This is a genomic window from Bradyrhizobium sp. 23 (assembly GCF_023073295.1).
GTDB classification, from domain to species: Bacteria; Pseudomonadota; Alphaproteobacteria; order Rhizobiales; family Xanthobacteraceae; genus Bradyrhizobium; species Bradyrhizobium canariense_D.
In genome coordinates this window covers 1-14,532 of sequence record NZ_JADPJF010000142.1, presented here as the reverse complement: position 1 = coordinate 14,532, position 14,532 = coordinate 1, and the positions used below count along the sequence as shown (strand labels likewise).

General features: G+C 62.6%; 17 protein-coding genes and 2 tRNA genes. 5 read left to right on the top strand and 14 right to left on the bottom strand.

Annotated elements, in window-relative coordinates; all coding sequences use genetic code 11:
* Positions 1 to 90: 90 nt before the first annotated feature.
* From IVB32_RS33085 to IVB32_RS33020, 14 genes are all read right to left on the bottom strand, one after another.
* Entirely contained in the window at positions 91 to 1,281 is a 1,191-nt protein-coding gene (locus IVB32_RS33085; RefSeq protein ID WP_247412727.1) for a DUF6538 domain-containing protein, read from the bottom strand.
* An 85-nt stretch (positions 1,282 to 1,366) separates the two neighbouring features.
* A tRNA-Phe gene (locus tag IVB32_RS33080) sits at positions 1,367 to 1,442 on the bottom strand.
* Between the two features lie 185 nt (positions 1,443 to 1,627).
* A complete protein-coding gene (gene yacG / locus IVB32_RS33075) occupies positions 1,628 to 1,810 on the bottom strand; it encodes a DNA gyrase inhibitor YacG (protein WP_007597555.1) in 183 nt (60 codons plus the stop codon).
* A 155-nt stretch (positions 1,811 to 1,965) separates the two neighbouring features.
* Entirely contained in the window at positions 1,966 to 2,595 is a 630-nt protein-coding gene (locus IVB32_RS33070; protein ID WP_007597557.1) for a Maf-like protein, read from the bottom strand.
* A 156-nt stretch (positions 2,596 to 2,751) separates the two neighbouring features.
* Positions 2,752 to 3,219 (bottom strand): low molecular weight phosphatase family protein, encoded by a 468-nt coding sequence (locus tag IVB32_RS33065; protein ID WP_018453112.1) that lies wholly within the window; start codon positions 3,217 to 3,219, stop codon positions 2,752 to 2,754.
* A gap of 5 nt (positions 3,220 to 3,224) precedes the next feature.
* Positions 3,225 to 3,722, bottom strand: coding sequence for a UPF0262 family protein (locus IVB32_RS33060; protein WP_018453111.1), 498 nt, complete (start codon positions 3,720 to 3,722; stop codon positions 3,225 to 3,227).
* Positions 3,719 to 5,014, bottom strand: a complete 1,296-nt coding sequence (gene hisD, locus IVB32_RS33055) for a histidinol dehydrogenase (protein WP_018453110.1) — start codon at positions 5,012 to 5,014, stop codon at positions 3,719 to 3,721. Before hisD ends, IVB32_RS33060 begins: the two co-directional genes overlap by 4 nt.
* A gap of 152 nt (positions 5,015 to 5,166) precedes the next feature.
* Positions 5,167 to 5,604, bottom strand: coding sequence for a DUF2948 family protein (locus tag IVB32_RS33050; RefSeq protein ID WP_026232464.1), 438 nt, complete (start codon positions 5,602 to 5,604; stop codon positions 5,167 to 5,169).
* Positions 5,605 to 5,685: 81 nt separating this feature from the next.
* On the bottom strand, positions 5,686 to 6,345 hold the full coding sequence (locus tag IVB32_RS33045; RefSeq protein WP_018453108.1) for an NAD(P)H-binding protein: 660 nt from the start codon (positions 6,343 to 6,345) through the stop codon (positions 5,686 to 5,688).
* Between the two features lie 136 nt (positions 6,346 to 6,481).
* On the bottom strand, positions 6,482 to 7,306 hold the full coding sequence (locus IVB32_RS33040; RefSeq protein ID WP_018453107.1) for an alpha/beta hydrolase: 825 nt from the start codon (positions 7,304 to 7,306) through the stop codon (positions 6,482 to 6,484).
* A 19-nt stretch (positions 7,307 to 7,325) separates the two neighbouring features.
* Positions 7,326 to 7,835, bottom strand: a complete 510-nt coding sequence (locus tag IVB32_RS33035) for a hypothetical protein (protein WP_026232463.1) — start codon at positions 7,833 to 7,835, stop codon at positions 7,326 to 7,328.
* A 224-nt stretch (positions 7,836 to 8,059) separates the two neighbouring features.
* Positions 8,060 to 8,368, bottom strand: coding sequence for an EthD family reductase (locus tag IVB32_RS33030; protein WP_007615494.1), 309 nt, complete (start codon positions 8,366 to 8,368; stop codon positions 8,060 to 8,062).
* Positions 8,369 to 8,605: 237 nt separating this feature from the next.
* Entirely contained in the window at positions 8,606 to 10,312 is a 1,707-nt protein-coding gene (locus IVB32_RS33025; protein ID WP_018453105.1) for an FAD-dependent oxidoreductase, read from the bottom strand.
* A 26-nt stretch (positions 10,313 to 10,338) separates the two neighbouring features.
* On the bottom strand, positions 10,339 to 10,551 hold the full coding sequence (locus IVB32_RS33020) for a hypothetical protein (protein WP_018453104.1): 213 nt from the start codon (positions 10,549 to 10,551) through the stop codon (positions 10,339 to 10,341).
* Between the two features lie 316 nt (positions 10,552 to 10,867).
* Here IVB32_RS33020 and IVB32_RS33015 point away from each other — a divergent pair.
* The 5 genes from IVB32_RS33015 to IVB32_RS32995 all read left to right on the top strand — a co-directional run bounded on the left by IVB32_RS33015 (position 10,868) and on the right by IVB32_RS32995 (position 14,175).
* A tRNA-Thr gene (locus IVB32_RS33015) sits at positions 10,868 to 10,942 on the top strand.
* 80 nt (positions 10,943 to 11,022) lie between these two features.
* On the top strand, positions 11,023 to 12,621 hold the full coding sequence (locus IVB32_RS33010; protein ID WP_247368570.1) for a DUF6538 domain-containing protein: 1,599 nt from the start codon (positions 11,023 to 11,025) through the stop codon (positions 12,619 to 12,621).
* 124 nt (positions 12,622 to 12,745) lie between these two features.
* Positions 12,746 to 13,204: a hypothetical protein gene (locus IVB32_RS33005; RefSeq protein ID WP_247395393.1), complete on the top strand. Its 459-nt coding sequence runs from the start codon at positions 12,746 to 12,748 to the stop codon at positions 13,202 to 13,204.
* A 207-nt stretch (positions 13,205 to 13,411) separates the two neighbouring features.
* The gene (locus tag IVB32_RS33000) at positions 13,412 to 13,687 is read left to right on the top strand and encodes a hypothetical protein (RefSeq protein WP_247368567.1); all 276 of its coding nucleotides are present in this window, start codon (positions 13,412 to 13,414) and stop codon (positions 13,685 to 13,687) included.
* A 176-nt stretch (positions 13,688 to 13,863) separates the two neighbouring features.
* Positions 13,864 to 14,175: a hypothetical protein gene (locus tag IVB32_RS32995; protein WP_247368564.1), complete on the top strand. Its 312-nt coding sequence runs from the start codon at positions 13,864 to 13,866 to the stop codon at positions 14,173 to 14,175.
* Positions 14,176 to 14,532 lie beyond the last annotated feature (357 nt).

The window sequence follows — 14,532 nt, the reverse complement described above, 5'->3', positions numbered from 1 at the left end:
CCCTTCCCCTTCCCCTTCCCCTTCCCCTTCCCCTTCCCGGGACATGAGAAGGACCGAGGAAGATGATGGAGGACGGTTGCGTCGCCGACGTTACATTAGATTGTTCGGTAGCTCGGCGCCGGCCTGAATCGGCACTGCCACTCCGTTGACTTGCTCAGGGAAGTCACTTGCAAAAAGTGCAGTCGACTCCTGCTGCTTCTTGTGAATTGGCGAATAGGCACCGACCCACGGGACCCATCGCTTGACCGGATCATTCTCCGAGCACGCGGCGCGAAGGATGATTTTCGCCTCCTCATCGGTGAAGCTTCGTTTGCGTTCTCCTTGTTTGGCTTTGACATCCAGCGAAACGCCTTCTGCAGCATTGGAGCTAAGCAACTTGTTCTGTAGTCCCCATTGCAGGATCGCGCGCACCGGCGACAACTTAGAACCTTGGATTGTCTTCGCCCGCAATCCCGCGGCCACCAACGCCCGTTTCCAGTCGACGAGGTTGTCCGCGGTCAGGCGATGAGCATCGGTATGTCCGAGGTATTTTTCCAGTTCTCGGATGACGCGCGACCATTCGTAAACAGTCTTGGCGACTGGCCGTCGCTCGGCCGCCCAGCCATCCAGAAGATCCTGGAATGTAACAGCTCGCTCTGGCGAGCGAGCGACTGATGCGCCTGGCGATACGGACAAATTCGGGAAGGGAAACGCTGGAACGGTTTCCCCTTTTGCCAGCTTGGCTAGCACCAGACTTGCACGCTGTATGGCAGCCCCAACGGCGCGAGCCATGGTTCGTCGATTCTGCCAATCCTTAGAAAACCCGTGAGCGCTCAGGTAGCCGTCCGCGGCTTCGAAGCAGGCCTGCTCCATTTGCGCGATCTTGTACAACTCCGGCTCGGGAGAGAAAACATCGACCGACTGCGCACGAGCGGCGTCTTTTTCTTCCCTGGTCTGGGGTGGACCAAAGAGCCGATCCCCAACTTCGACGTCCCAACCGGTCTGCTGACTCGGATTATCCCGGTGCTGCTCCAGCCACCTCTCATACGAGACCACAGCCAGCTGGTGCGCCTCACGCTCGGTCAGAAGCTTCGGCCCTGCACGCAGATTGGCCCATCGAGCCTCCAGCTCGGCGAGCATTTTCGAATGCCGGACTTTCGCCTCTGCAGGATCGCGGGTCTGAAGGCTAACCTTTTCCTCGCGTTTGCCGACGAGCTTCCGCAGGTCGTCCGGGACGACTTTTCGGAGCTGATAGATTCCGGTTTTCGGATGCTTCCAAGGACGTGACATAGCAAGGGGCATTGTACCACCGGGTTGTACCAAAACCGTAGCGGTAAGCCATTGAATTTGCTGTTTAGCTTTGGATATCAGGCTCTTAGAAGAGCCGTGGTGCCCAGGGGCGGAATCGAACCACCGACACTGCGATTTTCAGTCGCATGCTCTACCAACTGAGCTACCTGGGCGTGCTCCAAAGAGGGGCCAAAGCCCATCGAGCGGGCGGTTTATAGTGGGCTGAAGGCTGCCTGTCCACCCACGCTTCGCCGATGGCTTCGCGGGGCGTGGCCCGGCTGTGCACAAGGCAGGACGTGGCTCGGAGGCAACGCCGCGTAGCGGTGCATCTACAATTTAAATGCTTGATAGAACAGGGTTATTCCTCTCCGTCTGCCTCGTCATCCCGGCCGGGAATGACATAGGAGCCTTTCAGCCAGCGGTTCAGATCGACGTCGCGGCAGCGCGAGGAGCAGAACGGGCGGGTGGCCTCGGACTGCGGCTTGCCGCAGATCGGACAGGTTTTGAGGGGGCTTGCGGGCTTTTTCACCTGGTCGTCCATAGGGTGCTCAGCTTACACGAGGTGAGAGAGTTCAAGAGCCCGTCGCCAAAGGGGTTCCTCCGGCGGAAGCGCAGGCGTCCCGGCCAGATTTCCGCGGGGCAATTCTACTGTGCATGGGGTTGTTTTCGCGATTTTTGCAGGAGCGGCTTTTCGGCTCAGACGGCGGTGGCGTTGAGCCAGCCGAAGCGGATCGGGAAACCTTCGCCGCCCAGCAGCGTGGTGGTCTCGTAGAGCGGCAGGCCGACCACGTTGGTGTAGGACCCCACCATCTTGACCACGAAGGAGCCGGCGATGCCCTGCACCGCGTAGCCGCCGGCTTTGCCGCGCCATTCGCCGGAGCCGATATAGGCCTGAATGTCGTCCTCCGAGAGGCGCTTGAAGCGGACGCGGGTCTCGACCAGGCGCTGGCGGAAGGCCTCGCGCGGCGTCACCAGGGTGATCGCGGTGTAGACGCGGTGGTTGCGACCCGACAGCAGCCGCAGGCACTGCGCGGCCTCGTCGACGAGGTTGGCTTTGGGCAAGATGCGGCGGCCGACCGCCACCACCGTGTCGGCGGAGAGGATGAAGGCGCCGCGCAGCTCGTCGTCAAGCTGCACCGATTTGAGCGCCGCATCCGCCTTGGCCCGCGCGAGCCGGTTGGCGCAGGCGCGCGGCAGCTCGCCCCGCTTCGGCGTCTCGTCGACGTCGGCGGGCCGGAGCGCGTCCGGCTCGATGCCGGCCTGGTTGAGCAGCGACAGGCGCCGCGGCGAACCGGAGGCGAGAACGAATTTGGGGCGGCCGAGCATCAGGTGATTTGGGGAATGAAGCAGGGGGTGAATTGCGCGCGGAACCTATCGGACGGGGGCTGATTTCACAACCCGGGAACCCGGACTTTACTGATTCGACGGGTACAGGATGCGTGTGCCTGCAGTCTGTGACGCGGGTGTTACGGGCGCCGAATGCTACCCGTTCGCCGCGCCCACCTTCGAAAACCGCCGGCGGATGCGCAGCAGGAGCTGGTCGCAGACGTCGCGATAGGCAGCCAACTTCTGGTCGCGGCTGCCTTCCATGGTGGTGGGATCATGCGTCGGCCAATACTCGACGTCGGCGGCAAGCGTGCGGGTCAGCTCCAGCGCCTTGTGATGCGCCTCCGGCGACAGCGTGATGATCAGGTCGAAATTCAACCCCTCCCAATCCTCCAGTTCCTCGAAGGTCTGAGGCTTGTGGGCGGAGATGTCCTGGCCGAGCTCGGCCATCACGGACACCGCGAACGGATCGAGTTCGCCGCGCCTGGCGCCGGCCGATTTCACGTAGAGCCCTTGCGGAAACATGTGCCGCAGCAGGCTCTCGGCCATCGGCGAGCGCACGCTGTTCATGGCGCAAGCGAACAGCACCGATTGCGGATCGCGTGCGCGTGGCGGACCCGCCATCGCGCTTAACCCTTCCAGTGCAGAACGGTAATGAGCGTGAACAGCCGGCGCGAGGTCTCGAAATCGACCCGCACCTTGCCCTTCAGCCGCTCCTGCAGCGTGCGCGAGCCCTCGTCATGGATGCCGCGGCGGCCCATGTCGATGGCCTCGATCTTGTCCGGCGTCGCTGTGCGGATCGCCTGATAGTAGCTGTCGCAGATCATGAAATAGTCCTTCACGATCCGCCGGAACGGCGTCAGCGACAACAGATGCGCGACCACGGGCGTGCCGTCCTCGCGACGGATGTCGAACATCAGCCGGCTGCCGGTGATCCCGATATGCAGCGTGAACGGCCCCTTCCCGTCGGCGCCCTCCGGCGCGAACAGGTTCTGCTCGATCAAATCGTAGATCGCGATCGCGCGCTCATGCTCGATGTCAGGCCCGGAACGGCCGATCGAGTCCTCGTCGAGCGTGACGCCGACGATGCGATTGGTCGAGTCGTCCTGTTCGGGCGGCTGGGTCATGACAAATTGAGGCGCAATCCAATCGAGCGCGAATGGGCATCTAGCCCCTCCGCCTTGCCGAGAATCATCGCGGCTGGTCCCAGCGCACGCAGCTGATCCGGGCCGCATTTCAGGATCGAGGTGCGCTTGAGGAAATCGTGCACCGAGAGCCCCGACGAGAATCGTGCCGAGCGCGCCGTCGGCAGCACATGGTTGGAGCCGCCGACATAGTCCCCGATCGCCTCCGGCGTATGCGGCCCGAGGAACACGGCGCCGGCGTTGCGGATTTTTGCGGCGAGCGCGTCGGGATCTTGCGTCATGATCTCGAGATGTTCGGCGGCAATCGCATCCGCGAGCGGAATGGCGTCGTTGAGGTTCTTCACCATGATGATGGCGCCGAAATCGGCCCACGAGGCGCTGGCGATTACGGCGCGCGGCAGCGTCTTCAACTGCGCCTCGACGGCTTTTTCGACATCGGCGGCAAGGCGCGCGGAATCGGTAATCAGGATCGACTGCGCGCTGGCATCGTGCTCAGCCTGGGCCAGCAGGTCGGCGGCAATCCAGTCGGCATTGCCGGTGTCATCGGCGATGACGAGCACCTCGGAGGGACCCGCGATCATGTCGATGCCGACCTTGCCGAAGACCAGCCGCTTTGCCGCGGCGACATATGCATTGCCGGGGCCGACGATCTTGGCGACGGGCGCGATCGTCGCGGTGCCATGGGCGAGCGCGGCCACCGCCTGCGCACCGCCGACGCGATAGATCTCGGTGACGCCACCAAGCTTTGCCGCCGCCAGCACCAGCGGATTGAGCTTGCCGTCGGGCGAGGGCACCACCATGACGAGACGCGTCACGCCGGCGACCTTTGCCGGCACCGCATTCATCAGCACCGAGGACGGATAGGCCGCGGTGCCGCCGGGCACGTAGAGGCCGGCGGATTCGATCGCGGTGTAGCGCCAGCCGAGCTCGACGCCGAGCTGATCGGTGAAGCGCTCGTCCTTCGGCAGTTGGCGGCGGTGATAGGTCTCGATGCGATCGCGCGCGAGCTTGAGCGCATCCAGCGTCGCTGCATCACAGGCTTTCACCGCGGCCTCGATCTCGGCGGCGGTGACGCGCAGGTCGGATGCATCGAGCGTCAACCGGTCGAACTTTGCCGTGGCCTCGAGCAAGGCGGCATCGCCCCGCTTCGCCACGTCGTCGACGATGGCACGCGCGGCCGCCTCGACATCGGCCGAGGCCTCGCGCTTGGCGGCGAGGAAGGCCCCGAATCGCTGGTCAAAATCGGCGCTGCTGCGGTCGAGACGAACGGGCATCTTGGCTTCTAACTGGTTTTTGGGGGCGCGGTTTGGCTCACCAGGCCCCTGCTCAATGGCGCGGCGGGGAAGCTGCGTCAACCCTTGAGCCGGGCCGCTCCCCTCCGGCGTCGTCCTGGCGAAACCGGAAGGCGTGGCGTTGGCATGCCACCTCACCCCTCGCCTTCAGCCTCCAACCCCGTCCCCAGCTGATCCGCCCCCAGATCAGTCAGCTCGCATTCCAGGCATTCGACGTCGAGGCGGATGGCGCCGCCTTGGGCAAACAGCAGCAGGGCGCTCCCGCCGGGGGCGTCCTGGCCGTGGAATTCGATGCCGACAAGGTCCAGGACAGTGTCCGGCGCGTCGAGGTCGATGTCGCGCGACTTGCAGGCGAGCACGCGGTCGAACCGGAGAGCCGCCACCAGCCTGCGCGGCTCGGCTTCGCCGTCCAGCGTCTGCTCCCAGTCCAACCGGCTCATGCCGACGACCAGCCGCTTTTCACTTTGCCGCCAGATGATGTCCGAGGGCTGCACGCGGGCGTCCTGGACGTGGGCCGAGATTACGGAGAGGTCGTCGGCGTCGAGTGCGATCAGTTTGAGCTGGGGAGACATCGACGGCGCTTTCTCCTTCGGGCGGATAGGGCTCAACGCGCGCGGGCGGCGAAATTTCCCTAGAACTAATGCCCTACGGGACTAGAGGCTATTGATATCCTCCATCTCCAGCACCTTTCGCGGATACCCCTCCCGCGCAACCCGGATCATGGCGCGGCCGATCTGCTCGGTCGAGGTAACGAGCCGCGGCGAGAGCCGGCGCAGCACCGACCACAGCGGCCAACTTGCTGCATACACGGCCTGCACCCACGCAGTCTTGGAGCGGGCACCGTGGAGCGGTTGGATCGCACCGGGCCGGAACATGTAGGCCGCCTTGAATGGCAGCTTGAGCAGGTCGTTCTCGGTCTTGCCCTTGATCCGCGCCCACATCCGCGAACCCTGCTCGGTGGAATCAGTGCCGGCGCCCGTGACATAGACGAATGTCATCTGCGGATTGAGCCGTGCCAGCGCGGTCGCCGCTGCGAGCGTGATGTCATAGGTCAGATGGCGGTAGCGCTCCTCGCTCATGCCGATCGAGGAGACGCCGAGGCAGAAGAAGCAGGCATCGAAGCCGGTGAGCTGCGCTTCGATCGCCGAGTAGTCCGTGAACTCGCCGTGTGTGATCTCGGTGAGCTTGGCGTGGCGCACGCCGGTCGGGCTGCGGCCGACCACGAGCACGCGATCGATGCGGGCATCGATCAGGCATTCGCGCAAGACGCCCTGCCCGACCATGCCGGTCGCGCCGAAGATGATGATCTGCATCGGGATCTCCCCGCAGCGCGCCTTCCGCGGCAGACTGACTAATGAAAGGCTGCAACCACCGGCTCACACGCGACTGGAACGTGTTCGCACCCGGCCGGTTCGAAATCAGATCGGTCCGCGCGTGGACTGAGGCCGCTCACCCCTTGAAGAACGCAAGCAGGTCCGCGTTGATGGTCTCGGCGTGCGTCGTCGGCATGCCGTGCGGGAAACCCTTGTAGGTCTTCAGCGTGCCGTTCTTCAAGAGCTTGGCCGACAGCGGCGCGGAATCGGCGAAGGGCACGATCTGGTCGTCGTCGCCGTGCATCACCAGCACCGGCACATTGATCTTCTTCAGATCCTCGGTGAAGTCGGTCTGCGAGAACGCGACGATGCCGTCGTAATGGGCTTTCGCGCCGCCCATCATGCCCTGGCGCCACCAGTTCTGGATCACCGCTTCCGACGGCTTTGCGCCGGGACGGTTGTAGCCATAGAAGGGGCCGGCCGCGATGTCGCGGTAGAAGCTGGCGCGGCCGGCAGCGAGCTGCACCTGGAAATCGTCGAACACGCTCTTGGGCAGGCCGCCGGGATTAGCCTCCGTCTTCAGCATCAGCGGCGGCACTGCGGAGAGGATCGCGGCCTTCGCCACCCGGCTCTCGCCATGGCGCGCGATGTAATGCACGACTTCGCCGCCGCCGGTGGAGTGGCCGACATGGATCGCGTTCTTGAGATCGAGATGGGCCGTCACGGCTGCGAGATCATCGGCATAATGATCCATGTCGTGGCCGTCGGCGACCTGCGACGAACGGCCATGGCCGCGACGGTCATGCGCGATGACGCGATAGCCGCGCGTGACGAAGAACATCATCTGCGCGTCCCAGTCGTCAGCCGACAGCGGCCAGCCGTGACTGAACACGATCGGCTGGCCACTTCCCCAGTCCTTGTAGAAGATCTCGACGCCGTCCTTGGTGGTGATGGTGGGCATTGCTAGGCTCCTTGTATGTTCAGGCGACCGCCATCGGCTTGAAGCGGCGCCAGGCGCCGATGGTGAACACCACGAAGAACACCAGCACGAGGCCCTGCACCACGGCGAACACCGGACCTCCGGGCGGCGCCGGCGCCACGGCGGGAGCGAGCGCGGCGAGCGCCGGCACCTTCAGGAACGACTGGATCACCAGCACGAAGACGTTGAAATAGAGCGAGATCATCGCGGTCACGATGTAGACCGGGCGCCACACCCCAGCGAGCTTCATGCCGTAGAGCGCGACGCAGGCGATCGCGAGCAGGACCAGCGAGATGATGCCGATGATATGCGACGGCAGCAGCTCCTTGAACGGAAACAGGAAGCCGGTGGCGCTGGTGAGGATCGTGAACGCTAAGAAAATCGTGGTGAGGCGCGGCATCGGCTTCGAGCCGAGCAGGCCGAACATCACGACAAGGCCGGCGGCGATGCCGATCAGGCTGATGATGACATGAACCAGCGTGAAGGCGGGCAAGCTCAACCCAAGAACCATGACATCTCTCCTACTCTCCATATTGAGGTCGGGATTGATATTACGGTCCTCATCGAATTGCCACACGCGCTGGCGTCACACATGCGTGCGCAGCCATGCGTCGTCGTGCGAATAGAAAACGCATGGCTGAATTATTTGCACCGCTGTCACAAACGACGGCAGTTGTAGCCCGGATGGAGCGAAGCGAAATCCGGGGCTACGAGTCGACGAAGTCGAATCGCGGTTCACACTTCCTTGGTGTCGAAGATCAACAGGTCGGCGCCGCCACTGGCGAATTTCGGCACGTCGGCACCGGTCGCCTTGCCTTCCGGGCTAGCGAATGCCGCCTGGATGTCGGCTGTGCTGTCGAAGGTGAGAATGGCGACGAGATGGATTCCGGAAGGTCCAGCGGGGGAGCCGACCGGCCCCTTGCTGATGGCGTACTTCTTCAAGCCTGGAAGTTTCTTGGCGAGCGGAATATGGGTCTCGGCATAGTATTTGTCGAAGGCCGCAGCATCCGTGGGCGTTTTATACAGCACGACGATTTCAGCCATTTAGTCCTCCCGTTAAGCGCTTCTTTGTCGATCCTCATGGTGAGGAGGCGCGCGAGCGCCCCTGCGGACTATGCTTGCGCATCGCCGCGCGAACCATGCAGGCCCGGCTTTGGCAGCTGGGCCTTCATCCTTCGAGACGCGCGCAATGCGCGCTCCTCAGGATGAGGAGATAGTCACGCATCACACCGCAAGATGGCAAGCCTCATTCGACTTGCCATTTACTTGCCTTGTCCTTGACTAAAGCGCCGGTTTTGCGGCGTCGCCGAGGAAGCCGTGCAGGGAGGCCACGACCTGGGCGCCTTCGCCGATGGCGCCGCCGACGCGCTTGACCGAGCCGGAGCGGACGTCGCCGACGGCGTACACGCCGGGCACCGACGTCTCCAGCGGCGCAACCAGCCGGCCCTGGTTCTGCTCGGACTGCGCGCCTGTGACGACGAAGCCGCCGCGATCGAGCGTGATGCCGCAGCCGTCGAGCCAGCTGGTGGCGGGATCGGCGCCGACGAACAGGAAGAGATTGCGGATGTCGGCGAAATCCTCGTCGGCCGAGAGCCGGCTCTTCCAGCGGATGCGCCGCAGCAGCGAGGCCTCGTCGCCTTCGAGCGCCGTGATCTCGGTGTTGAACATCAGTTCGATGTTCGGCGTGGCTTCGATGCGCTCGATGAGATAGCGCGACATGCTGGCGCCGAGACCGCCGCCGCGGATGATCATCAGCACTTTTTTGGCGTGCCCCGACAGGAACACAGCGGCCTGCCCCGCCGAGTTTCCGGCGCCGACCAGCGCCACTTCCTCGCCGGCGCAGAGCTTCGCCTCGACCGGCGAGGCCCAATACCAGACGCCACGGCCTTCGAACTTGTCGAGGTTCTCGATCTCGGGCCGGCGATAGCGTGCGCCGCTTGCGACCACCACCGCGCGCGAATGCAGGGGATCGCAGCCGTCAAGCGCCACCGAGAACGCGCCGTCCTTGCGCGTGCAGTCGAGCGACTTCACCGTCACCGGGATCATGATTTCCGCGCCGAACTTTTGTGCCTGGTTGAAGGCGCGCGCGGTCAGGGCCTGGCCGGAAATGCCGGTCGGAAAGCCCAGATAGTTTTCGATGCGCGCGCTGGCGCCGGCCTGGCCGCCGAAGGCGCGGGTGTCGAGCACGGCGACGGAGAGGCCTTCGGACGCGGCATACACGGCCGTGGCGAGCCCGGCTGGCCCCGAGCCGACGATCGCGACGTCGTAGATACGGTCGTTGCGCGGACCGCCGATCATGCCGATCGCGCGCGCAAGCTCGGTTTCGCCGGGATTGCGCAGCACCGCACCATCGGGTGTGACGACCAGCGGCCAGTCGTCCGGCTTGGGCGAATAACGCGCGATGACGTCGGCGGCGTCGCGATCGCGCGCGGGATCGAGCAGATGATGCGGCTGGCCGTTGCGGGTGAGGAAGCCCTGCAACCGCACCACGCCTGCCGAATGCGACGGACCGATCAGCACCACGCCGCCGACGCCGCCCTGGAGCAGATTGACCCGGCGCAGGATCAGCGCGCGCATGATGCGCTCGCCGAGTTCGGCCTCGGCGACCAGCAGCGCGCGCAGCCGCTCCGGCGGCAACAGCAGCGTCTCGACATCGCCTTCGGCGCGGCCGTCGACCAGCGCCGGCCGTCCGGAGAGCTGGCTCAGCTCGGCCAAAAATTGCCCCGGCCCCTGATCGATCAACGGCGTGACATGGCCGAGGCCGTCGCGCTGGGTGATGGCGACGTGGCCCTTGAGCACGACGAACATGCCGGGTCCCGGCTTACCGGTCTCGAACAGGAATTCCCCATCGGCATAGTTGCGGACCTCGCCGAAATGCCTGACACGCCCGATCTCGGCTGGTGTCAGCGCCGGAAAGGTCTGTTCAGGGCGGGTGAACCGCGACATCTGCGCGTCACTCTCGGGTCGTTGCGATTCGTCCTGCCCCATTGCCACGTCCATGCACTCCAAAAATTCTAGTCGCCGGTCTTGCCGGCTATCTCGCCGGCGGCCCCCTCATCTAGGGAACCATCTTCATTCTGCGAGGGGTCGGTGCTTGCGGCGCGTTCGCGCGCCTGCATCTTCCGCCGCTTCAGGTTTTCGCGCAGCGCCGATTTGAGCCGGTCGTCGCGGAACGCCCTCGCCTGTCTGGAGTCCTGCTTCGTGCTCTTGTCGTTCTCGTCTGCCATCACCGGTCCATTACAGCGATCGGCGATAACATGCCCGAGGAATAAGGCGGCTCAAGAGGCCCGCGCGATCCGATCGTGCGAAAATCGAAATGGATCGAATCCGGCGTATCGGGCAACTGGCCAGTTGGGTGGGGATATCGGAACCTATTCCGCGGAAAGTCGGCCGTTTCGCGCCAGAACAGGCATTTTGGCCCCGATATCGACCCGATTTTATCGCTTTGGCGGAGCTAGCAAGCTTGCACAGGAGGGGGCCTTGTGGCAGATATCGGCCCGCTTGGTAGGCCCCTCGTGGCGGCCGATTCTTATCCCAGCACATGCTGCCGTAGCTCAGTGGTAGAGCACTCCATTGGTAATGGAGAGGTCGACAGTTCAATCCTGTCTGGCAGCACCACTAATGTCCATGTGACATCAGCAACTTACTGAACATGTTGAGGCTTTCGCGCTGCGCCTGATACACACAGGTGCTACACGATGATCTTGAGAATGGCTTGTCCTACTAAACGCCCCGGCTCCGACAACTGGTACTTCCGCAAGCGTATCCCTGCTGACGTACAAGCGATCTTGGCCAAGCTGCCAAGAAGTCAGCGGCCTGCGAACTGGTACAAAGACCAAATCAGTATCTCGCTCAAAACGGCAGATCGTGCTGTCGCCAAAGCGAGGTGCCCCGATGTCTCGGCCCAAGTTGAGCGCACCATGGCCGCGCTCCGCGCTGGCCCAAAGCCGCTTAGACCCAAGCAGATCAACGCGCTCTCCGGCGAACTCTACGTGGGCCTTGCAGAAGCCCTTGAAGGCACGCCTGTCGTGACGGCTGCGCAGTGGTCACGCGTGGCCGAGGTCAACGAGCAGGTTCGTCGTGGTCAGCACGGCACGGTCGCGAAGTTGGGCATTCACAGATCACCGGCAGACCGCATCCGCGCCGCTCTGGAGCAAAGGTTTGGCAAGATCATCGACGCCTGTCTCGTCAGACGCGGCATCGTCACGGACGAAGAGAGCCGTTGGAAGTTGATCGACATGGCGTCTCGCGATTTGACCGTGATGGCTAACAGATTGGCTCGCGCCGCTGACGGTGACTTCACGCCAGACGAATATCCCAAGCGGTTCGTGAAGTTCGAGGAACAGGCGTGCAAACCTTCGACGCAACGCTCTCTGACGGGCCTCATAGAGGCATGGCACAAGGCCGCGCTTGATCGCAACGTACGAAAGCGGGATGCTGGTCGCATCAAGAAGCGTTTCGAGAAGCTGATTGAGTTTCTTCAGCATGACGACGCTAGTCGCGTCAGCAAGCAAGACATTGTGCGCTGGCGGGATCACCGTCTCGCACAAAAGGTCAGCATCAAGACGATCAACGATAGCGACATCGCTTCCTTCACCAACGTCTTCAACTGGGGCGTCGAGCGAGACTGGCTCGCCAGCAATCCGGCCGAAAAGACAACGATCAAGACGAAGCGGAAGGTGACGATCCGAGAAGAGTTCTTCACACACGAAGAGACCGCGATTGTACTCAATCTCGCTGCATCGGTGACGGGATCGAAGCGAGAGCGTCCCAAGACTACCGCAGCGAAACGATGGGTGCCTTGGCTACTCGCCTACTCAGGCGCTCGTGTCGCTGAGATGATCCAGTTACGAAAGCAAGACCTTCGCAAAGACCCAGATCATGGTTGGATACTTAGGCTCACGCCTGAGGCAGGAAGCATCAAGACAAACACCTTCTGCGATGTGCCGGTGCATGAACATTTGGTCGCCGCCGGGTTCATAGACTTCGTCAACCACTCGAAGGCGGGACATCTCTTCTGCGAGCCCGCCAAGGATGGCAGCATCGAAGGGCCGGCTGAGGGGGTCTACAGCCGCATTTGGAAGATGGTCCGAGGAGTGATCAAGGGCGATGTTCAGCCGAACCACGCATGGCGGTACACATTCAAGACCTATGGCCTCGAAGCTGGCATTCAGGAGCGCATCTTGGACGCGATCTCGAACCACACGCCGAAGCACCAAGGAGGCAGGTACACGAAGGTCACGCTCAAGGCTCGCGCTGATGCGATTGCGAGGTTCCCGAGATACCCAACCCGCTAGTGCGCTGCGCGTGTTTCCCTGTCCGCTGCGGTACTCATTTGGAACTACATGTTCCGATCCCGACTTGCTGGAAGCGCAGGTCCGGTAAGCACACGGCGAGCAGTCCTCGTGAAGGCCAAAACGAATGATTGCCGCATACAACGAAAGGCTGGTCGGATACGCGATGGCGGTCAACGACTGGGATTATTTTTACAGCTACATCGCTGAGCCGAGAACCCGGACAGAGGTTGATGAATTTGTTCACCTTGAGACGCTGGAGCTGCATGGCAAGTTGATCTCGCCCAATCACCAAACTGGGCGCAAGTTGACCATCATGCTCGCTTGCGAGAAGGCACCTGCGGAGGGACAATTAGTCACCTATGACCGTCCCGTGTTGGGTAATCTCGATACCTCTAAGAGAGCAATGGTGGCTTACTTGTTGCTACCCGCTCCTCACGTGAACAGAATAGTTAGCGTCGTGGCGTCAAACAAACCACTTGAAGCCCTTCTCATGACGACGAAGATCTACCGCAACAAGGCTTTGGTGCGCAGCGTCAACGTTTTTACGAGGCAGTGCAACGTCCCGCCATCGCGGCGAGTTTAGGTTCTTAGCGGGCGACCTTCGCGTTGACGGGTAACAAGATCAGCTCATGGCCCGGCGTCAGGCCGTTTGTCGCCTGCTCTTCGGGGCTCAGCGGACATCATTGACGAGACTGCAGCAGCCTGCGATCCTGCGGGAGGTTGATGTCCCCTGCCATTCGTAGACGGTCTACTGATGGCAACGCCGTCGAGATGACCACTGGGGCCTCACATGACTGACATCTTCAAGATACCGCTATCCCCACTCTCCACGCCCCTCGGGCGCATCGGAGCCGCCCCCTCGCGCCTAATGAGTGTGCGCGAGTGGTGGTATGAGATGGACGAACCTGTAGCGATGCTGGAAGACCCCCAAGAAGCCTTCAGGGCAGACGAGCGGACGCTGCTGAGGGTCTGCCTGGACAACGGCATCGCCTATCGAGCGGCCACCACCCAGCGCCCTGCTGCCTTCCCAGCTTGGCTGTTCAGGGAAGTGTATCGGGTACTCTGAGCGCCCGCGCTGATCTCCCTCATGAGTTCCCCCGGATAGTTGGCGCAAATCCGCGAAAGCCCCATTCTGAGTGGGTCTGGTGCGAGCTTTCCCCCGCCGGGGGCCTTCCTGAAGCACAGCACGTTCACCGAGGCATTCTGACGATGATCCTACGAAGACCGTATGCGCCGACATGGTTGACGAAAGAGCAGATCAAGCGGCGGCTCGATGTGCTTGAGACGGTGAAGGGCTTGCTCTGGCATCCGACCACAACCATTCACACCCCTGTCGAGAAGCGCTTCGACGAGGCGGTGGCAAACGTTGTGAAGCAAGCAATCCGTGAAGCGCAAGGCGCACTGCGGTCAGCATCTGTTGACGCAGAGGAAGCCGGAAAGGCCCCTGTGGAACAGCAGGTCATTGACTTCGTGAAGTCGTTCAACTGCATCGGTCCGGCCCGTCTGAAGCGGCTTCATCGCTCGCGACGGGAACGCTCAGGCGCTGCACTGTAGAGGTCACCTCAAGACCCGATACAGCTGGCTGTAGAGAAGAGCCCCACAACGCATCCTTCTATGCGCCTTGGAAGCCCTCGTAAGGGCCGCGCAGGAAGCCATGCGGGGCTTCTAGGAGATTAGGTTGCGCCAAAGCCTATGGAACGACGCTATCCCGGCTGGTCAGTTAGGTTGCAGTTTCGCCAATGAAGACCTGTCCTCGGCGACGGTCAAATAGGTTGCAGTAAAGCCCTACGGAACGCCACGGCTCTCGCGGTGCGAGGGAGTGTGCGAACTGAGCTGCTGCCGGTTTGATGGACACCGAGATTGGGTGTTTTATCGAGCCAGAGGTGGGTCATGCAGAGACGGAAGTTCAGT